This window comes from Streptomyces sp. JJ38 (assembly GCF_019303475.1).
Lineage (GTDB): Bacteria > Actinomycetota > Actinomycetes > Streptomycetales > Streptomycetaceae > Streptomyces.
Window position 1 is genome coordinate 30,268 of record NZ_JABLSI010000028.1, and the last position, 14,724, is coordinate 44,991.

Consider the following 14,724-nt stretch of genomic DNA (forward strand, 5'->3'; position numbering starts at 1 on the left):
GTGAACGCAGATGGACCAAGCAAGCCACCGTCGCAACGCAAGAAGAGAGCTTCCAACATCATGGCGGGAGACTTCAGATTGCGCCGCTTTGCGCTTTTGAGTGCGGCCAGCTCCATGCACTGGCAGGGCACGCTGCTCTTGGCTCTCGTCGTAAACGTAGAGAGATGGGCAAAACCCCAGTCCGAGCACGCCTATAGAGCTTCACGGTCTCCGGGAGCCCGCCCCCCACGCTTCGGACATGCCTGCCAGGAAGACTTCACCCACAGGAAGAGCCCGACCAATGAAAGGATGACTGCACCTCCGAGGACAGCAACCACGAGCCCAACGGCCATCAGGATGAGCCAGCTTGTCATCGTTCTTCCCTCATCTAGTGTCCTGAGTCGTCGTTGACTGTTCCTCTACGCTCCCTCTTACTCGGACGTTCGGGACACATCCTCGATTTTCACCATCGCACGCGCCGGCGCAGGCGAACCTGATGCATCGAGTGCGGTATGTGCTTGGGATGCCGTGGCACCAGGTTCGAGAACGCTAGTCGTGGTTCGGATCGTTGCGGTGAAGCCATTAGCCCCGGTGATCCGGATTTCCACGGCGTAGCTGGCTGAAGTTTCTCCCAAATTGGTGATCTCCACAGGCACCCACATGCCGTCTCCCGAAGCCTTTGGCGTCGGCTCCCGTACTGTCACACCCTCTTTGCTGGCGGCGACTGCTCGGGAAGTTCCGGACTTGTCTGGGGAGGGATCGGACGATACCGGCGGTTGCTCTGTCGGTCCCTCCTCAACTGAGGAGTAGCTGGGCTCGGGAGTTGCAGGTTCCGGCGTGCTAGATTTCGTGTCCTCCTCAGACGGGGCAGAAATCGTTTCAGAGGGGTTCGGCTTATCAATTTCTGTCGGAGTCGGCGCAGAAGAAGACGACCCGAGTTCTTCTGCGCCAGCCTGACTATTGGTTTCCTCGGCTCCCGTCCGATGCAAAACGAGAGCGAGGGCGCCAATTAGTATCAACCCAGCCAGAGCAAGGCTGATGTTCCGCACCATTCCGGTGCGCGCAGTCTGGGCACGATGGCGCACTTGATTCCCTAGTTGCACAGACTACCGCGAACCGCGTCGATGATTCGGTAGCCCCCACTCCACATGATGGCCGTGGTCTTCGGACAGTTGTCCATGTAGACGGGACCGGCGTACTGACTAAATGTGCCTTCGTCGACGTCACACCTGGGGTTCCTCACTCGGTTCTCACACATCTTGAGTTTCATGTGCTTAGGGCTGCCCAGGTTGTTATCAAATACTGTGCAGTTCCAGCCACCGGCGAGCCCACCGTCCGCCGCGTACACAAACAGCGTCCCGAACCGTCGGTCATCGGGAAGCCGCTCGGCCAGGATCAGAGAGTATCCCGGGCCACACAGGTTGGAAGCTGCCAGAGCTGCCTGTGGGTCGGAAGCGACAAGGGTGCGCGTTTGACTGTCTGCCTCTGCGGAAACTGGGACGTTGGCGACCGCACGAGGGGGCTCGTCCTGTGCATGAGCCTGCGGGGCCATCAGCCCGACAGCTGCAGTAGCGGTGGTAGTCGCCGCTAATGCAGCGCGAATGAGGCGTCTGCAGCGTGCAATTGACATATGAATCCCTCCCTAAAGAATGCGGGCAGGGAAGAGCAACAGGCCACAGCCGAAAAAACCACAGGCCCTTCCCCCCGCGTCGCAAGGCGGTCAAGTCTCGCGATCTCGATGCAACATAGTTGAGCAATCCCTCGAGGCAAAGAGGCTTGATCACGCCAAGATTGGCAAGATGTCACTGTGCGTAGCGCCAGCATCGATCTTTACGGCAGATTCACATCTTCACCCTTGAAGCGAAGCATCGCTCGCTACCGAGCGTCACCTAAGTGCCCTAAGTCACACTGCGCTTGTCTTTGGCCGTGCACGGGTGACGCCCGCGTTTCGCTGCCCCTGGTCGTGTCGCCCTCGTAGTGCCACCCAATACGCGCGTTGCTGAACTTCGTGTGCCTCATTCCGCCGCTCTGCCTCCAGCCCATACCGACCACCGTCACGTTCCGCCGGACGGACGATGGATACGGTGACGAGGTGACCGAGCGCCTGCCTGACGACATCGCCAATGTGCTCGCGCGGCTCCTGAGCAGGGACAACCCGGTTCACCGTGCTCTCCGACGGCAAGTCTCGCTTCTCACCGTGCGGTCGAGGTGCACGTGCGGATGCGACACCACGTACTTCGACGTCGAGACCGGCGAGGTGGAGCCCGCGCCCACCGGGCCGGGCACCGTCATGGCGGCGGAAGCGCGGCTCATCACCGAGGATTGCGAGTGCCCCGGTGAGGCCCTGGTGTTCGCATGCGAGGGCCGATTGGCATGGCTGGAAGTCTGCTCATGGAGCGACGACGTCGATGCCACCCTGTCCGCCGCACGTGCGCGGCTCAGCGGCCACGCACGTGCGGCGGGGAGGTCCGCAGCGGGAGTTCGGCCCAGACGGTCTTGCCGATGGGGTGGCGGGGGTGGGCGCCCCAGCGGGTGGTGAGTGCGGTGACGAGGGTGAGCCCGTGGCCNGTGGCCGGCCTCGGGGAGGCCGGAACCGGGGTCGGGCCTGGGCTGGCGGGGGTATCGCTCGTCGCGGGCGTCGGAGACCTCGACGAGCAGCGTGCCCGCGGTGAGGTGGAGCCGGAGCTCGAAGTCGCGCCCGGCGACACAGCCGTGGCGCACCGCGTTGGCGCAGAGCTCGCCGACGACCAGTTCGGCGTCGCGGGCGGGCTCGCTGTCGTAGGGGTGGCCCCAGGCTTCGAGGCGTTCCACGGCGAGCCTGACGCCTCGTCGCGTCGAGGTGAAGCGCATGCTGAAGTGCTCGGTCACCGGGGAGAGTGCATTGACTGAATTCACACGGTAACCGTCCCGTCACGCGCCTAGCGTGAGACAGGTCCGCCCGGGTACCCCGAGGGTGCGTACGGACCGGCGCGGATCGGTGTACGGAACTGGTCAGGGAGGTGCGTACGGATGCGTCGTGCGCCGAAGGGTAAGCAACGCAGCGACGACAAGCGGCCGGAGGCCTGGCGCTGCTACGGGCGGCTGCTCAAGCTGTTCCGCGAGAAGGCCGGGCTGACACAGGAGGGGCTGGGGGACGCCATCGGGTACTCCTACGAGCAGACGGGCCTCAGTGGAGCAGGGGCGCCGGGCGGCCAAGTCCGCGTTCACGGAGGCCGCCGAGCGGGTGCTGAACGCGGGCGGGGCGCTGTGGGCCCTCCAGGAGGAGGTGGAACTGGCCAAGTTGCCGAGCTTCTTCCAGGACATGGCCAAGTACGAGCTGGAGGCGGTGAGCCGCTTCGCGTACGAGCCCCAGCTCATCCCGGGGCTGCTGCAGACCGAGCCGTATGCGGAGGCCGTGTTCGCCGGTCATGTGCCGACACTGGAGGAGGAGGTGCTGGAGCGGCATCTGGAGGCGCGGATGGAGCGGCAGAAGCTGCTGACGCGGACGCCGCTGATCCAGTTCCACTTCGTCCTGTGGGAGCCCGCCCTGCGCAATCCGGTCGGGGGTGTGGCCACGCTCAAGGAGCAGCTCCGGCATCTGCTCAAGGTCATGGAGCTGCCGAACGTCGGGGTTCAGGTCGTCCCCGCCACCTCCGGGATGCATCCCGGGCTCAACGGGCCGATGGTGCTGGTGGAGACGGCGGAGCGGCGGCGGATCGCGTATCTGGAGTCGCAGGACTCGGGCTTTGTGCTCACCGATCCGCAGACGGTGAGCGACTTCGGCCTTCGTTATGCTGAACTGCGTTCGCGGGCCCTCAACTTCGAGGAGTCGGCACGTCTGATCGAGCGGGTGGCGGGAGAGCTATGAGCAGCGAGCTGGCCTGGTTCAAGAGCAGCTACAGCGGCAGCGGCGGCGGGGACTGCCTGGAGGTCGCCGTCTCCTGGGTCAAGAGCAGCTACAGCGGCAGCGATGGCGGCAACTGCGTCGAGGTCGCGGTGTGCCCGCGGACGGTGCACGTCCGGGACTCCAAGCGCGTCACCGGCCCCGAGCTTGCCCTGACGCCAAGGGCCTGGGGCGCCTTCGTCCGGGACGTCACGGCCGGGCGCGGCTGACATCCGGCCGCCGAGGAAGCCCGGGTTGATCGCCCCCGCCTCGCCAGAGCGGGGGCGATAACCGAGGCAACGCTCAGCACCGCGTCCGGCGAGCGCGAGTGGGCTGATCGGTCAGCGGTTGACTGAGCGGCAGCCTCAGATGCCATCCGAGGCTGCCGGCCGCGCCCTGTACCCTCCGCCTGAAACCCAAGCCCGCCACACCCGCCAGAAATGCGGCTGAGCATGCCTTCTGTCATGACGGCGTCTGCTCGAAACCGATGATCTCGGCAACAGGGTCGTCCGGTACCGGGGCTTCCCCCTTGTCGATGAGAAGCCCGCCTTCCCTGGCTGCCTCCCCGGGCAGGACATGAGGAAAGCTGCGCTTCATCAGCACCTCGTACCCAGCGGGCCCCGTCACTCGCACGGAAGTGGAGAACGAGAAGGGCTCGTCCGAAGGGTTGGGGATGTGGATGGCGGCGTACACGCCCAGATCATTCGGCGTCAGCCGAACTTCCACATCGCCAAACGCATACACCTTGGCCTGTCCTGCCCTTGTCGGAGCTTCAGCGGGCGTTGTCGCAACAGCGGCAGGTGGTGCCGCCGAAGGACCGGCCGATCGAGACGGCATGTCCGGCCCACTCGGTTGCGGCGAGGTATCGCCGCAACCACTGGCCGATTCTGAGGTCTGGGCCGTTTCAACAGGCGAGGAGGGCCTGTCGTCTGATTGGCTGCAACTGACGGCTGCCAGCAGGACCACACTGGCGACGACGGGCACCAACACATCACGTGACTGGTGTTCGCGCAGGCGAGCGGCGAGGAAGGTCAGGGATGGACGGACACGTCCAGCCCACACGGTAGACAAGCACGCGAAGCCTCTGGTGGAGATCGGGCGATCTTGGTCGTGAACGACTACCAGGAGGAACGACGCCCGGCGTCGGCTGGCCGAACAGGGAACCGTCCGATGGCCTCTACAGGCCGTTGGGGATGCGCCCTCGGACGCGACTGCCCGGTACGGTCTCGGGAACCCCGGCCGCCGGTACGTCCGCCCGACGGCCGCCCCGCGCCGCACCCGAGGACCAGGGCGGCGGGCACGGGGCCGCACGTTCCCCGGGCTTCAGAGGTTGGTGGGTTCAGTCCGCCTCGGGCTTCCGCGGGCCCGGGGCGATCTCGCGGTCGGCACGGTACGTGGGGGCTCCGCTCATACGCGGTTCCGCCGTGCCGGAGAGCCCGTCCAGCGCCCGCTGGATGGCGGCCATCCGTCCCTCGGTGTCGGACGTCTCAACGAAGTGGCGGTAGTCCTCCTCGGTTTCCCAGTGCACGAGGTTGTAGACGCGGGTGCCGTCGGTGCTCACGACGAACCGGGCCGAGCGGTAGCCGGGGTAGAAGCGCACCCACCGCTCCTGGATCTCCGCGAAGGCGTCCACCAGCTCCTGCTGGGTCCGCGGGCCGTCGACGGTGTAGTCGATGATCGAGTAGAAGCCGGTTCCGGTGCTCACGTCGGGATCTCCCCTGTTCTGGGACGCCGTCGGCGTCGCTTCCAGGGAAGCGTGCGAGTTCAACTTGAGTTGAGGTCAAGCGTGATCGCGGTCGCCCGCGGGCCGGACTCCAGGTGACCGACGGCGGCGCGCCGTCCGGCTGGGGACGGCCGCGAGGGCTGCTCAGAGCAGGCGGACCTCGGCGGGGGTGGGGAGCTTGGGCCACCAGTGGTGGAAGCGGCGGTAGGGCTCGGGCTCGCGGTCGCCGAGGAAGACGCGCAGGGCCGCGGCCTCCTCCGCGAGCGCGTCCCAGGTGGCCGGGGGCAGGGGGTGGAAGGCGGTGGCCTCGACGCCGTCCTCCAGGGGGCGCCAGACGCCGGCGACCTGGCCGTCCACGAGGAGGGTGGGCAGGAAGTCGCCGTTGCGGCGGACGACCAGGGGGCGGTAGGCCGGGGGTATGACGCGGCTGCGGTCGGCGTAGGCGAGCAGGGTGCTGTCCCACATGGCCATGAGCCGGGGCGGGGCGGGGGTGTCGGCGGGCGGGCGCGGGGCGTCCGGGACGTCGAACAGGGTGCTGCCGTCCGGGCCGTGAAGCTGTTCGACGGCGCCGTCCAGGGCCCGCAGGGCCGCGCGGACGGGGGTTCGCGGCACGGTGGCGAACTGGGCGATGTCCGCGACCGTGGCGGGGCCGAAGGCGGAGAGGTAGCGCAGGACGAGGGTGCGCAGGGCGTCCTCGTCCACCGTGCGGCCGGTGCGGAAGGGCTCGGTGCCGGAGGCGACGAAGGACGGGCGGTGGCCGAAGGACCAGGGGGCGTCGGTGGGCGCGTGGCGGAGGGGTGCGTAGGCCTTCAGTCCCCACCACGCGCCCTCCTTCCTCGCAGGGCCGAGGCGTTCCTCCGCCCAGGTCTGCATCTCGGCCGACGTGCGGGGGCGGTGGGCGAAGGCGAGCAGCTCGGAGACGAGCTTGTCGGCGTCCTCGGCGGTCAGCCCTGCGGCGGCGAAGTGGCTGCCGAGGCGGGAGCCGTAGAGCGTGGGCTGCATGGCTGCGCGGAGGACGGGGTAGTCGTCGGCGTGCACGGCGTGCAGGGTGAGGCGCAACAGGGTCGCCTTGACGACCGTGCCCGTGGTGAAGGCGGCGTCGAGCTCGGCCGGGGTGAGGCCGGTGATGCGGTTCCACAGGGCGAGGTAGGGGGAGGCCGGCTGCTGCGCCTGGAGGGCGACCACGCGGCGGACGGCGTCGGGCACGGTCAGCGGCTCGCGGGTCAGGAGGAGCTGACGGGCGAGGGTGGCCCGGTTGAGTTCGCGCGCGGTGATCACCAAACCCAGCATTCCGTCTGCGACCCGGCCCGTCAACGCCCGTTCGTCCGGGAGTGGCCGGGCTTCTCGGAGATCGCGGTAAACGTTTCCCCGCCGCCGCCCTGTTATCCGTGACGACACCGTCCGAGGGAGCAGGGTGATGGTTGAGCAGATCGTGGTGACCGTGGGGATGGGAGCCGTCGCGGCGGGGGTAAGAGTCCTGGTGCACTGGCTCAGGGCCCGCGAGCGGGAGCGTGTGTTCTCCCGGGCGCTGCGGGCTCGCGGCACCGACGTGACCGTGGAGTACCGGGGTGCCAGACTGGCGGTCCGGAGTTCCCGAGGGGGGCGGCGATGACCGACGCGGTGAAGGCTGACGGCACCGTCGCGGAGGAGGACGCGGAGCCCTTCGAAGCGTTCTTCGCCCGCACGTTCACGGGGATGCTCGCCAGGGCGCTCCTGCTGTGCGGGCACCGGCAGGACGCGGAGGACGCCGTCCAGGACGCCTACGCGGAGGCCTACCGGCGCTGGGAGAGGCTGCGCGGGTACGAGGCTCCGGACGCGTGGGTGTACCGGGTGGTGCGGCAGCGGTTACGGGCGGCGGGGCGGCGTAACGCGCGGGCGCGGGCGGCCGGTCTGGAGGGGCTTCCGGCCCCGGCCGTGGCGGGGGTCGAGCAGACGGCGTACGCGCGCACCGTGCTGGCGGCCCTGGCCACCCTGCCGAAGCGGCAGCGCACGGTGCTGGTGATGCACTGCCTGAACGGCGTGCCGCAGCGGGACGTCGCCGAGGAGCTGGGGCTGAGCCGTGGCGGGGTGGCGGCCAGCCTGTCCAAGGCCCGGCGGAGGCTTCAGAAGGTGTTGGGCATGCGCGAGCGCGCGGCGCGGGGCTCCGATGGCGCGGACGACAGGCTGGTGCGGCCCGGGGTGCCGATGCGCGGCGAGGAACTGCGCCCGCTGAGCCGGGCAGTGCACCAGCGGCCGGAGGGTGACGGGCTGGCCGTGGCCCTCGCGGCGGCGGAGGCCTGGCTGCGGGTGTGTGTCGCGGCCGGTCCGGAGGCCGCCGCGCGGGTGCGGGTCGCCGTCCTCGGTCGGGGCGGGGAAGGCGGGCCGGGGTGAGGGCCGCACGGCGAGCGGCGGCATGCTCGGGGACAGGCTGGCCTGGGTCGGCGTGGCGTGGGGCGCTGGCCCTGGTTCTGGTGGCCGGGTTCTACGTCGTGTCCTGGGCGCTGGTCCTCTTCTACGCGGTCCTGGCCGTCGGCGCGCTGTGGCTGACGTTCGGGGCTCCGGGCCCGATGTCCTCGCCGACGCCGCTGTTCGCGGCGGCCTTCGGGCTGCCGGCGGTGCTCGCGATCCTTCGGGCTCTGCTGACGGCGGGCCGGGCGCCCGAGCCGCGGAAGGGCACGGTGCGGGTGAGCCGGAAGCAGGCGCCGGAGCTGTGGGAGACGGTGACGGAGCTGGCCGAGGCGGTCGGGGCGCCGGCGCCGACGGAGATCCGGCTGACGCTGGACGTGAACGCCTCGGTGAGCGAGGACACCCGGTCCGGGCTGCGGGTGGCCGGGCGGCGGATGGAGATCGGGATGCCGCTGCTGGCGGGCTTGCGGGCGGACGAGGTGCGGGCGGTGCTCTGCCATGAGCTGGGGCACTACGCGCGGCGGCACACGCGGTTCGGGGCGACGGTCTACCGGGGTTCGGCCGCGCTGCACGCCGCGCGGGCGGGGATCGCGGACGCGGCGGTGCGCAATCCGCTGGTGGCCATGTACTCGGGCCTGCAGTTCCGGGTGCTGGGGGCCTACGCGTGGCTGTATGACGCGGTGTCGCTGGCGGTGCGGCGGCGGCAGGAGTTCGAGGCGGACGCGGCGGCGGCCCGGGTGGCGGGCCCGGAGGCGATGGCCTCGGCGCTGACGTCGGTCCACGTCGTCGGGGCCGCCTGGGCGGACTTCCGGGAGCGCTTCCTGGACCCGATGGCCGGCCGCGGGCGCACGCCGGACGATCCGATGCGGGCGTTCACGGCCATGCTGACGGACACCGAGTACGGGGAGGCGTTGGAGGAGTGGCGGCGTGAGCAACCGGAGCCGCGGCGGAGGCGGCTGGACTCGCACCCGACGACGGAGGCGCGGCTGGCGGCGCTGGCGGTGCTGACGGTGGCCGGCTCCGGCGCCGGGCCCGGTCCGCGTCCCGGCGCGGGGCTGTCCGGGGAGCCGCTGCCCGAGGGGGTGTGGCGCGCACTGCTGCGGCCGCTGGGCGGGCGGGGGCCGGGTCAGCCGTGGGAGGAGTGGCTGGACGACGCCGTCGAGTTGCAGGCGATCGGCGCGGTGGAGGAACTGCGGGCGCCGCTGGCGCTGCTGGGCTCAGCCCCGGAGCCCTCGCTGGACGGGGTGCTGGGGTTGCTGGAGGCGGGCCGGGGCGCGGAGTTGACGGGCGCGCTGGCCGCGACGGACTGGGGCACGCGGCAGTGGGGCGCCCAGGGCACGGCGAAGCGGGCGGTCGGCGTGCTGGTGGGGCAGGCACTGGTGACGGCGGGCCGGGCGGCGTGGAGCGTGCGGTGGGCCTCGCCGGGCGTGCTGGTGACCTACGACGAGGAGGCGCGGGAGGCGGCGGAGCTGTCCCGGGTCGCGCTCACGGACCGGGACGCGGCGGCGCGGCTGCGCTTTCAACTGGTGCTGTGCGGGGCGAACCTCTCGGTGCCGCTGGACCACACGGGCCGGGTGTCCCGGCTGCGGGTGCCGGGCCCGCCGCGCGAGGAGCGGCGGCGGGTTCACGGCGACAAGCGGGTGGTGAGCGTGGGCGGGCTGCTGGTCGCCGTCGTCATCGGGGCGGTGTTCCTGTCGAGCCAGTTCGAGGAGGACCGGACACCGTCGCCGGTGCCGACGCGGACGGTGGACCAGCACCGGCCGAGCCCGGCCCCGCCGGGCATCCCCGGGACGGGCCCGCTCCCGACGCCGGACTGCGGCCCGGACGAGGTGGCCGTCCGCGTCTTCTGCTTCCCGGTCGAGCAGGTCCTGCCGTCCGGACGGCTCACCACGCTTCCGCTCACGCCGGCTGCCTCGCCGCCCGCCAGCGGTCCTTGAGGTGCTCCCAGCGGGTGCGCTGCTCGTCGGTGAGGCGGCCGCGGAGTTCGGCGAGCTTGAGCAGGTTGGCCTCGGCGCCGGAGGTGAGGGTGCGGGCCTCGGCCTGGTAGTGGTCGTCGAGCAGGGCTTCGAGCTCGGCGTCGTTCATGACGGGGGCGATGCGCTCGGCGAGCTTGTTGGTGTTGCGGTAGGAGCCCTGGAGGCGGAAGGGCGGTTCGGTGCGGGTGGCGTCGTCCTGTCCTGCGGAGGCGATGTAGGCCGCGTTGACGGCGAGGACGGTGCGCCGGACGTGCAGCAGGTTCCGCAGGACGCCGAGGATCTGGTCGAGTTCGGCGGGGGCGTAGGGGTGGGCGAGCCGGTCCGGGGTGGCGGCGGGGTCGCCGGCGGCGAGGCGGACGAGGAGGTCGACGTCGGCGCGGTCGCGTCCGGCGAGCGGGGCGAGGACGGGGTTGGCGGTGAGGGCGTTCTCGACGTGGCTGAGGGCGAAGAGGTCGTCCTTGCCGGTGAGGACGTCGCCGAGGTTCCACACGTCGGCGCGGTTGGCGAGCATGTCGGGGATGCGGAAGCGGCTGCCGGACTCGGTGAAGGGGTTGCCCGCCATGGCGACGGCGAACCGCTTGCCACGCAGGTCGTGGGTGCGGGGGCGGCCGTCGGCGGTGGAGACGCCGTCGATGCGGCGCTGGGCGTCGCACAGCGGGATGAACTTCTGGAGGAGTTCGGCGGACAGATGCTGGATGTCGTCGAGGTAGAGGCAGACGTTGTTGCCCAGGTCGAGCGCGAAGTTGATCTTCTCGACCTCGCGGCGGGCCGCGGCGTCGGGGGCGGCGGCCGGGTCGAGCGAGGTCGTGGCGTGGCCCAGGGCCGGCCCGTCGACCTTGACGAAGACGAGGCCGAGCCGGGCGGCGACGTACTCCATGAGGGTGGTCTTGCCGTAGCCGGGCGGGGAGAGCAGGAGCAGCAGGCCCTGGCTGTCGGTGCGGCGTTCGCTGCCCGCGGTGCCGATCTGCTTGGCCAGGTTGTCCCCGATGAGCGGCAGGTACGCCTCGTCGATGAGCCGGTTGCGCACGAACGAGGCCATGACGCTCGGCTGGAGGTCGGCCAGGCGCAGCCGCTCGCGCTCGGCCGCCAGCAGGGCGTTGCGGCGGCGGGTGTAGGCGCGGTGGGCGGGCACGTGGTGGGTGCGGAAGGCGGTGGTGCGCGCGAGGAACTCGTCCAGGCGCAGCGTGAGTTCACCGGCGCGCAGCCGGGGGTGGGAGCCGAGCAGCCCGGGGACGGTGGCGGTGAGCGGGGCGTCCACGTCACGGCGGTCGACGGCGGAGGCGCACAGCTCGACGGCGGCGGCCTCCGGGAGGTCGGCGGTGTCCAGGCAGCGGGCGGCGGCGAAGGAGGACAGCCACGCCTCGGTGAGCTGGTGGCGGGCGGCGAGGTCGTCGCCGAGGGCGCGCAGGTCCTCGGCGAACTCCTTGGCGCCGGTGGAGTCCTCGCCGCCCAGGGCGGTGCGGAAGGCGGAGAGCAGGGTGCGGGCGGCGGCACCGGTGACGAACCGCGGCCCGCCCAGGGTCAGTTCCTCGAAGAGGTAGGCGCCGGTGTCCTCGGGAGCACTCAGGGCGTTCCGCTCGGCGAAGGCGCGGACGGCGGCGTCGAGTTCGGCCGCCAGCTCGGCGACGGCCGGGCCCGCGCCGAAGGCGGCCCGAGCGCGGCCGAGGGACTGGGCCCGGGTGGCCCAGGCGGCGCGGGCGGGCTCGTCGGTGCCGTGGGCCCAGAAGAGCTGGGCGGCGGCGCGGGCGGCGGGCGGGAAGCGCAGCAGGTCGGCGGCGGCGTGCAGGCCGAGGACGGCGGTGAGGATCGCCGCCGCGTCGTGGTCGTGCACCCCGCGGTCGTACCCCTCGTCGTGGCCGGCCTCCGCGGCCTCACGGACGGCGGCGAGCAGCCCGCCCTCCCGGCCCGCGGCCTCGCGCAGCGCGGCCGGGCCGGTCTCGGCGAGGACACGGGCGGCCAGGTACTCGGCCCGGTACACCTCGGGCGTCTCGGAAGGCAGGGGAAGGTCCCAGAAGACGCGGGTCGCCTCGAACCCGGTGTCCGTCACGGGCGCCCGGTAGTCGGTGCCCGTGACGGCGAAGACGAGGGCGCCGTCCTGCGGAACGAGGGTGAGGTCGACGGGCTGGGCGTTGACGGCGAAGCGGTGCCGCCCGAGCCGCACGGTGCCCTCGGCGTCGTAGAGGTCCACGCGGTCGCGCAGGGCGCGGGCGGCCTCCTGGCGGGCGGCCTTGAGTCGGCCGTCCAGCTCCTCGGCGCGCACGGTGTCCCCGAGCGTGCGCAACTCCTCGGCCGTGGCACGGACCTTGGCCACCAGCGGGTCGCCGGCGAAGTAGGCGGCCACCTCCTCCTGGGTGCCCAGCGCGGCCGAGCGGCGGGTCACCGTGGCCAGGACCCGCCCGGCCGACTCGGCCAGCCGCTCGGCGTGCCGGGCCCGCTCGTCGAGGGCGGCCTGCTTGCGGGCGGAGAACGTCTCGTAGACCTCCTCGCGACGCTCGGCGAGCCGGGTCAGGAAGTCGTCGAAGACGCCGAAGCGGGACTCCAGGTCCTCCAGGCGCAGCAGCAGCCGGCCCAGGTGGTCGTCGCACTCCTCCGGCGTCGTGGAGGCGGCGAGACCGGCCGCGACGGCCTGGCCGAACAGCGCGAACTCGGCGGCGAACTCGGCTCGCCCCTCGCGCTCCAGCAGCTCCCGGCGACGGCCGTCCAGCACCGCCCGGGCCCGGTTGACGGCGCCCATGACCTCGCCGATGCGCTCCAGCAGCGCGGTGCGCACGGTGACGTCGGAGATCTCCAGCGTGCCGACGACGTCCGTGACGGCGGTCAGCCGCTCGGCGTGCTCGGTGATCCGCTCGCCCAACGCCTCGGCCTCGACGACGGACCCGGCCTCCCCGGCCTCGTCGGCGAGCGCGTCGACCGCGGTGCGGGCGCCGTCGAAGGCGTCGGCCCGTGAGAGGTCGCCCACGGCGCGGCGGCCGGTGGCGGCCAGCGACTCGGCCAGCTCCTCGGTGAGCGCCTCGACCCGCTCCCGGTCGGCGTGGCGCAGGTCCCGCAGGGTCTCCACGCCGCCCTGGGCGCGGCGCAGTTCGGTCAGCAGGCGCACCCAGCCGTCGGCGCCACCCGGCATCTCGCCGCGGGCCCTGCGCACGAGGGCGGTGACGGCGGCGGCCTTCTCCTCCACCGCCGCCCGCGCCCGCGCCCGCAGCTCCTCGACGCGCTGGAACTCGGCGATCACCTGCGTCGCGGCCGAGCCCAGCTCGGCCAGCGGCTCGTGCATACCCTCCAGGCCCTCGCCGTCCAGCCAGGGGAAGTCGTCGGCGACACGGGCGCAGGCCGCGGCGATGTCCTCGAACACGGCGCTGGCCGGGGCCATCTCGTCGGCCATGCGGGCCACCGACAGGGCGGCGGCGATCCCGCGCACGAGCTCGGCGTTGCCGATGCGGCCGAGCGGCCCGGCCACCGCCGGCCGGGCGGCGGCGTACGCCTCGGAGACGTACGGCGTGCGCCACACCTGGACGGGGTGCACCCGTGCCGGCTCGCTCTCGCGGGTGCGCAGCACGGCCAGGGTGCCGTCCTCGAACAGGGCGTGGCCCCGGGCGGGAATGGGGCTCGCGATCTCCTTGCGGATGACGTGGTAGGGCAGCAGCAGCGTGCGCCCCTCGGCGGGGGCGTGGAAGACGTAGAGCACGTCCTCGCCGCTGGGCGCGCGCAGCACGCTCTCGAACTCCATGCCCGCGGTGTCGGTGTCGAAGGTGCGGGCCGCGGCCCCCGCGGGGGCGGTGGCCAGGTAGTAGCCGCCGGGGAAGACGACGCCGTGGTCGTCGGGCAGGCGGTGGCAGGACAGCCCGATCGCGTCGAGCCGGACGACCTCGCCGGAGCGCTCGTTGTAGACGAGATGGCGGTCGGCGGGCTCGTTGTAGGGGCGGACGCGCAGGAGCAGCAGCGGCCCGACGCGGGCGTAGGCCACGTCGGCGTCGGCGAGGGACTGGAGGGGTTCCGCGACGGGTTCGGCGTAGGCGCACTCGGCTGTTTCGGTGTCGTTCTCGGTCTTGAGGGTGAGGCTGCCGCCCACCGTGGACAGGTAGAGGGCGCCGCCGTCGAGAGCGATGTGCGGGTGGCGGCCGGGGACGTGGTCGCCGCGGCCCGCGGTGACCCAGGTCAGGTCGTGGGCGGGCGGCAGGACGTGGTCCCGCTCGCCCTTGGCGTCGACGTACGCGGGCGTGCCGTCGGGCCCGAGGCGCCAGCGCAGCACCCGGATGTCGCTGGCCCGGTCGCCGGTGCGGAAGACGGCCAGCAGCAGCGCCCCGACGCGGCGCAGCCGCAGCAAGCGGGCCTGCCGGTAGTAACGGTGCAGCTCGGCGAAGTCGCGCCCGAAGCGCGGGTCGTCCAGCAGCCCGGGCAGCGCGTCCGGCCCGGCCTCCGTGAACTCGCCGTCGACGAGGCGGTAGAGGGTGAACACGTCCGCGACGCCGGTCTCCCGGCCCGGGGCGAGAGGGGTGTGGAACCCGGCCAGCAGCAGACCGCCGACCTGCGTGAGGTCGCGGGGCACCCGCGGCTGCCCGGTGCGCAGCGTGCCGTTGTGGCCCAGCTCGACGCCGCCCGCGCCGAAGGTGGCGGCGCGGCGGGTGTTGAGGGCCTCGGCCCGCTCACCGAGGCTCTGCGCCGCGGCGGTCATCCGGCCGCGCAGCACGTCGTAGGTGGCGGTGTCCATGGCCTGGGCTGCGCCCGTCATCCTTCTCCTCCTCGTCGTGGGGTCCCCCCGCGCCCACGCGGGGCGCGGGGAACTGCGCGCCGGTCACAGCGCA

General features: G+C 72.0%; 9 protein-coding genes. 4 read left to right on the forward strand and 5 right to left on the reverse strand.

The features are described from left to right. Nucleotides 1–2,139: 2,139 nt before the first annotated feature. Nucleotides 2,140–2,829 (reverse strand): ATP-binding protein, encoded by a 690-nt coding sequence (locus tag HPT28_RS27055; RefSeq protein ID WP_257578764.1) that lies wholly within the window; start codon nt 2,827–2,829, stop codon nt 2,140–2,142. A 319-nt stretch (nt 2,830–3,148) separates the two neighbouring features. Here HPT28_RS27055 and HPT28_RS16520 point away from each other — a divergent pair, with 319 nt between their 5' ends. Both HPT28_RS16520 and HPT28_RS16525 read left to right on the forward strand, forming a co-directional pair. Then, the gene (locus HPT28_RS16520; RefSeq protein WP_308119309.1) at nt 3,149–3,826 is read left to right on the forward strand and encodes a DUF5753 domain-containing protein; all 678 of its coding nucleotides are present in this window, start codon (nt 3,149–3,151) and stop codon (nt 3,824–3,826) included. After that, on the forward strand, nt 3,823–4,071 hold the full coding sequence (locus tag HPT28_RS16525; RefSeq protein ID WP_219091865.1) for a DUF397 domain-containing protein: 249 nt from the start codon (nt 3,823–3,825) through the stop codon (nt 4,069–4,071). Before HPT28_RS16520 ends, HPT28_RS16525 begins: the two co-directional genes overlap by 4 nt. Nucleotides 4,072–4,303: 232 nt before the next feature. Here HPT28_RS16525 and HPT28_RS16530 read toward each other — a convergent pair whose 3' ends face one another. The 3 genes from HPT28_RS16530 to HPT28_RS16540 all read right to left on the reverse strand — a co-directional run bounded on the left by HPT28_RS16530 (nt 4,304) and on the right by HPT28_RS16540 (nt 6,845). Next, entirely contained in the window at nt 4,304–4,585 is a 282-nt protein-coding gene (locus tag HPT28_RS16530; RefSeq protein WP_219091866.1) for a hypothetical protein, read from the reverse strand. A 595-nt stretch (nt 4,586–5,180) separates the two neighbouring features. Then, nucleotides 5,181–5,546: an antibiotic biosynthesis monooxygenase gene (locus HPT28_RS16535; RefSeq protein WP_219091867.1), complete on the reverse strand. Its 366-nt coding sequence runs from the start codon at nt 5,544–5,546 to the stop codon at nt 5,181–5,183. A gap of 162 nt (nt 5,547–5,708) precedes the next feature. Next, nucleotides 5,709–6,845: a winged helix DNA-binding domain-containing protein gene (locus tag HPT28_RS16540; protein ID WP_219091868.1), complete on the reverse strand. Its 1,137-nt coding sequence runs from the start codon at nt 6,843–6,845 to the stop codon at nt 5,709–5,711. 327 nt (nt 6,846–7,172) lie between these two features. Here HPT28_RS16540 and HPT28_RS16545 point away from each other — a divergent pair, with 327 nt between their 5' ends. Then, nucleotides 7,173–7,934 (forward strand): RNA polymerase sigma factor, encoded by a 762-nt coding sequence (locus HPT28_RS16545; protein WP_219091869.1) that lies wholly within the window; start codon nt 7,173–7,175, stop codon nt 7,932–7,934. Nucleotides 7,935–8,014: 80 nt separating this feature from the next. Continuing rightward, a complete protein-coding gene (locus HPT28_RS16550) occupies nt 8,015–9,886 on the forward strand; it encodes a M48 family metalloprotease (protein ID WP_219091870.1) in 1,872 nt (623 codons plus the stop codon). On the opposite strand, the gene HPT28_RS16555 is transcribed toward HPT28_RS16550, so the two are convergent. Beyond that, nucleotides 9,849–14,651 carry a DNA repair ATPase gene (locus tag HPT28_RS16555; protein ID WP_219091871.1) on the reverse strand — a complete coding sequence of 1,601 codons (4,803 nt, stop codon included), beginning with the start codon at nt 14,649–14,651 and terminating at the stop codon, nt 9,849–9,851. The genes HPT28_RS16550 and HPT28_RS16555 overlap by 38 nt on opposite strands. Nucleotides 14,652–14,724 lie beyond the last annotated feature (73 nt).

Bases quoted from the DNA above. Each gene is read 5' to 3' on its own strand.
- HPT28_RS16525 (WP_219091865.1), top strand. From the start codon at position 3,823: ATGAGCAGCGAGCTGGCCTGGTTCAAGAGCAGCTACAGCGGCAGCGGC.
- HPT28_RS16545 (WP_219091869.1), top strand. From the start codon at position 7,173: ATGACCGACGCGGTGAAGGCTGACGGCACCGTCGCGGAGGAGGACGCG.
- HPT28_RS16555 (WP_219091871.1), bottom strand. From the start codon at position 14,651: ATGACGGGCGCAGCCCAGGCCATGGACACCGCCACCTACGACGTGCTG.